Below are 4,260 nucleotides of genomic sequence, written 5' to 3' on the forward strand. Positions count from 1 at the left end.
TTTTATAATATAAGGAGGTTCATCAATGTTCAAAACTTTATCAGAGCAAATTGCTATTCTACAATCAAGAGGTGTAATAGTGGATGATAACTCAAGTAATCAAAGATTATTATTAGATAATAATTATTATAATGTAATTAATGGCTTTAAAGATCCGTTTCTTATTTCAGCATCTCCCGATTTATATAAATCAGGAACTAAATTTGAAGAGATTTTTGCTCTATATGACTTTGATAGAAAACTACGTTCTTTATTACTTGAATATTTTTTGATAATCGAAAATGATTGTAAAACAAAAATTGCTTATGATTTTTCAAGTCGTTATAATGAAAATGACTATTTGAATATTGATAATTATAATAGTATTGCTACGCCGGAAGAAAAAATTAGGATATCTAGATTTTTAGGTGAATTGGGTAAAAAACTTGATCGAGGAAAAACTAACGGAATATATGTACATTTTATCAATGCTAATCCTCCAAAAACTATTCCTTTATGGGCAGCAGTTAATTTTTTTGATTTTGGTGACATACGCGAATTATATTCTTTTTTAGATGATACTGTTAGATTTAATATTGCTAATTATTATTCGATATCCCAAAATAATTTGGATACTATGCTGTCTTGTATAAACATGTTTAGAAACGTTTGTGCACATGATAATCGAGTAATGAAATACATAATTTATAAGAAGAATATGAATATTTCAAATATGCCAATACACACTAATTTAAAGTTAAAAAAGGATACTGTTGGAAATTATTTATTTGGTAAAAAGGATTTATTTTCAGTATTTATATGTTTTAAATATTTATTATCTGATAAATTATTTAATGATTTTTTTGATGAACTAATTAAACATTTAAAAATACTTAATTCTAAATTGACCACTATTTCTATTAATGATGTTTATATGCAATATGGATTGCCATTATCTGACCCTGCTACTGGACAATTAGATTGGAAATCAATAAAAACAACTTCAAAGTGGTAAGATTTATATTTTTCTATTTATTATCTACCTTAAATTTGATTTAGGAGGAATCCTAATTCAAAAGAAGGAGGTTGTAAGTATAATTTTTCTTACCAAAAAAGAAGATAACATTGAGACTAGCTTTAATCCTTATTGTGTTACTGGAATAAAGGAAGTAGTCCTAAGTATCACTATCTTTGTTTACGAAGAACCATTAGTTCATTTGAATTTGACTGATTCAACTGATCGGGAAAAAATTAGAATGATTCTGAACTATGAATTATCAATGAAAAGGAGATGCAACTTAATCCTTAAGCCTAGGACATCTCTTTTTTGTTGCAGTTATTGCAACTAAATCTAATAAATAATATACAAATTATTATTATATATCTTAATTATATGTAACCATATAATATTTCATAAGTGACATCATAAATTATTTATATAATATACATTTTAATGTATAATTATAAATGTATAGAGATTAACTCTATGTCTATCTGAATATAATCCACAAGGCTTAATTGTTGTCATATTTGTTCCTTTCCTTATTACGTATAAATTGTTAGTAATTCCTCTTTCTTCCTTGTGGATTATTGGATAGACTTTTTTTATACATTTCTTAATAGAAATAGATTAGAAAATGATATAATGGATTGAAAGGATATAAATAAATGGTGGAGGAATAAAGAATGGAATATAAAACAAATAATGATGAATATGTAGATAATGAAATAACAGAAGAAGAAATAAAAGAATACGATAACTTTGATAATTATAAAACAGATATCGTTACTACAATAGCTTACCTACTTGGAATTAAAGATTATATTTTATATGGAGAGGATTCTAAATTTAATAAAGAAGTATTAGAAAAATTAAAAAGCAATGATAATGCGAATGTAATTAGATATCTATCCATATTAAGAAATGAATTTTTAAGAAATGCAAAAGAAATAAAGAATAGAAGATTAAATCTAATATCTATGGAACAAATGCCGGATTTAGTTTCAGCAGATGCAATTAAGTTTTTAAGAAAAAATGGAATTGAAATTGTTCATACTACACTAGATGCCAATGGGCATATAGCATATGTAAATCAATTTATAATAGAAAATATTGATAATGTTAAAAACTTGATTCCCCTTTGGGTTAAATGGGAATATATTAAAACTATTTTTACAATGCCAGGCTGTTATGCTGGAATTAATGGCTCTATGTTTTCTAGTAGAGAACAACAAAAGAAAACACTTTTACAAATCAATAAAGAAAGAAAAATAATATTTGATAATAAATCCTTTTATCCATGGGCTACATATCTTCATTGGAATCCAAAGAAGATGATGGACTATTATGGTAATGTATTATTTAATGATTCAAAATTTTTAAAATTATTATATGCATCCTTTGGAGATACATTTAAAGCAAATGATTATGTAATCGATGCAACAAATGAAGATAAAGATAATATATATAAATTTATAGATAAATCCATAAATATTGCTATATTGGTAGATTGTGAAAATGTAGATCCATATAGATTTGTATCTGTATTTAAGGGATTAGATGAAGAAAGTATATCTAAAATAAAGAAAGTTATTTTATATGATGATATACATACATCCAATGCATGGGATTATATAAATGAAATTGTTAAGCTACCTATAGAGCATAAGATTATTGAAAGAGTTCTAGAAAATAAATCCTTAGTAGATATTGCTATGACAGCTGGAGCTTGTAAGGAATATTATCAAGAAAATACAGAATCCTTGATTTTAGCATCCTCGGATTCCGACTTCTGGGGATTAATTGAAAATCTACCTACAGCTAGATATTTTGTTTTAAATGAATCTGATAAAACATCAGATAAGATTTTATTAGAATTACAAAAAAACAATATACATTTCTGTTTTATGGATTCATTTGCACAATCTGAGGTTCAAAATTTTAAAAATGAAGTATTGTTAAAGAATCTTAAAAAAAGAATTGATGAATTTAATGATTCTGGAGTATTTGAAATAATGGATCCTATGGAATTAGTAGATACAGTGTTTAATGAAGCTTTCATTTCAGGATCTATAAATCAAATAGATGCAGAAAAGAAATCCTTTTATAATAAATATATAAAAAAGGGTTTAAAAATATCTATTGTTGAAGAAGATGAAATGAAAAGATTTAAAATGGAATTAATTGGAAAATAGTGATTCAAGAAGAGAAAATAAAACCAATAGAGGATTTTTATGAAGAAATATAACGTTCAAATAACAGAGTATTTGCAAAGAATTGTTACTGTAGAAGCAGAATCAGAAGAAGATGCAATTGCAATAGTAGAAAGTGAATATGACTTAGCTCATATTGTTCTTGATTATTCTGATTTTACTGGGAAAGATATTGAAATATGTGATAAGTAAAACAAAAAAGTTTTAAATAAAGCATATTTTAACTTTGAGATAATTAAGCAAATGAATGAAACTACTTCTCTTGATGAATTGAAAAAACTTAATGATGAAGTAGAAAAGATGAAACAAGAGCAAAAGGAGAAAGCAAACGAACAAAACTTACAAGGACCTAACGAAACAGGAACAGGAACAGTATAACATGGAGTTTCTGGAGATAGTCAATCAATTTCCGAATCTCAATCTAGAAGCACCGATACCGAGAGAACTAATATTCAAAATGAACAAGTTGGACAAGAAGTGGGGATTGAACCAGGAACAAGTGATAGATTATATCGAGGATCCAGAGAGTGGGATAGAATTAGCGATACCAAGAATGGGTATAACTCCAAACTTAGAAGAACTTCTAACAAGGGAAGAGGAAGAGACAAAATCTCAAACCTATATAGATATAGAAAAACTTTAAGAGATAATAAAGAAATAATTACTTATGCAAGAAGTTTTTAGTTGCTGATTATGATGAAGAAGATTGGTAAAATGTGAGGTATACGAATGGATAAGTTTTACAGATTAGAAAGATACTTAGTTGGGAAAAATGATGATTTTCTTTTAACCTTTAAAGAATTAGAAAACATATTAGGATTCGATTTATCAAATTCAGCATATAAATATACTGCATATTGGTTTCCATCTGAAACACATACAATGGCTGTAGCTGTATTAGAAAAAGGATATAGAATGTATCCTGACTTAAGTGCTCTTACTGTTAAATTTGTTAAGGTTGGAAAGAAACCAAATGCTTTATCTTCTCCACAGGAAGTACATAAGGTAGAAAAGAATGAGAGTTCTTTTACTGTAGATGGTATTGAATATCGTATGGTTAAAAATCCC

At 26.5% G+C, this 4,260-nt stretch carries 6 protein-coding genes; all 6 read left to right on the forward strand.

Annotated features, from left to right (window positions below):
* Window positions 1-25: 25 nt before the first annotated feature.
* The gene (locus tag SPJ17_RS06895) at window positions 26-994 is read left to right on the forward strand and encodes an Abi family protein (RefSeq protein ID WP_321094015.1); all 969 of its coding nucleotides are present in this window, start codon (window positions 26-28) and stop codon (window positions 992-994) included.
* A gap of 671 nt (window positions 995-1,665) precedes the next feature.
* Complete coding sequence (locus SPJ17_RS06900) at window positions 1,666-3,174, forward strand: NYN domain-containing protein (protein ID WP_321094017.1); 1,509 nt, start codon at window positions 1,666-1,668, stop codon at window positions 3,172-3,174.
* Window positions 3,175-3,213: 39 nt separating this feature from the next.
* Window positions 3,214-3,384 carry a DpnD/PcfM family protein gene (locus SPJ17_RS06905; protein WP_321094018.1) on the forward strand — a complete coding sequence of 57 codons (171 nt, stop codon included), beginning with the start codon at window positions 3,214-3,216 and terminating at the stop codon, window positions 3,382-3,384.
* Window positions 3,385-3,435: 51 nt separating this feature from the next.
* Complete coding sequence (locus SPJ17_RS06910) at window positions 3,436-3,570, forward strand: hypothetical protein (protein ID WP_321094020.1); 135 nt, start codon at window positions 3,436-3,438, stop codon at window positions 3,568-3,570.
* Between the two features lies 1 nt (window position 3,571).
* The gene (locus tag SPJ17_RS06915; RefSeq protein WP_321094021.1) at window positions 3,572-3,835 is read left to right on the forward strand and encodes a hypothetical protein; all 264 of its coding nucleotides are present in this window, start codon (window positions 3,572-3,574) and stop codon (window positions 3,833-3,835) included.
* Between the two features lie 86 nt (window positions 3,836-3,921).
* Window positions 3,922-4,260, forward strand: a 339-nt coding sequence (locus tag SPJ17_RS06920) for a hypothetical protein (protein WP_321094023.1), incomplete at its 3' end; no start/stop codon positions are given.

Origin of the sequence: Anaeroplasma sp. (assembly GCF_034179385.1) — a bacterium.
Taxonomy (GTDB): Bacteria; Bacillota_I; Bacilli_A; order Acholeplasmatales; family Anaeroplasmataceae; genus Anaeroplasma.

Coding starts and splice junctions, on each gene's coding strand:
- SPJ17_RS06895 (WP_321094015.1), top strand. CDS start 26: ATGTTCAAAACTTTATCAGAGCAAATTGCTATTCTACAATCAAGAGGT.
- SPJ17_RS06900 (WP_321094017.1), top strand. CDS start 1,666: ATGGAATATAAAACAAATAATGATGAATATGTAGATAATGAAATAACA.
- SPJ17_RS06905 (WP_321094018.1), top strand. CDS start 3,214: ATGAAGAAATATAACGTTCAAATAACAGAGTATTTGCAAAGAATTGTT.
- SPJ17_RS06910 (WP_321094020.1), top strand. CDS start 3,436: ATGAATGAAACTACTTCTCTTGATGAATTGAAAAAACTTAATGATGAA.
- SPJ17_RS06915 (WP_321094021.1), top strand. CDS start 3,572: ATGGAGTTTCTGGAGATAGTCAATCAATTTCCGAATCTCAATCTAGAA.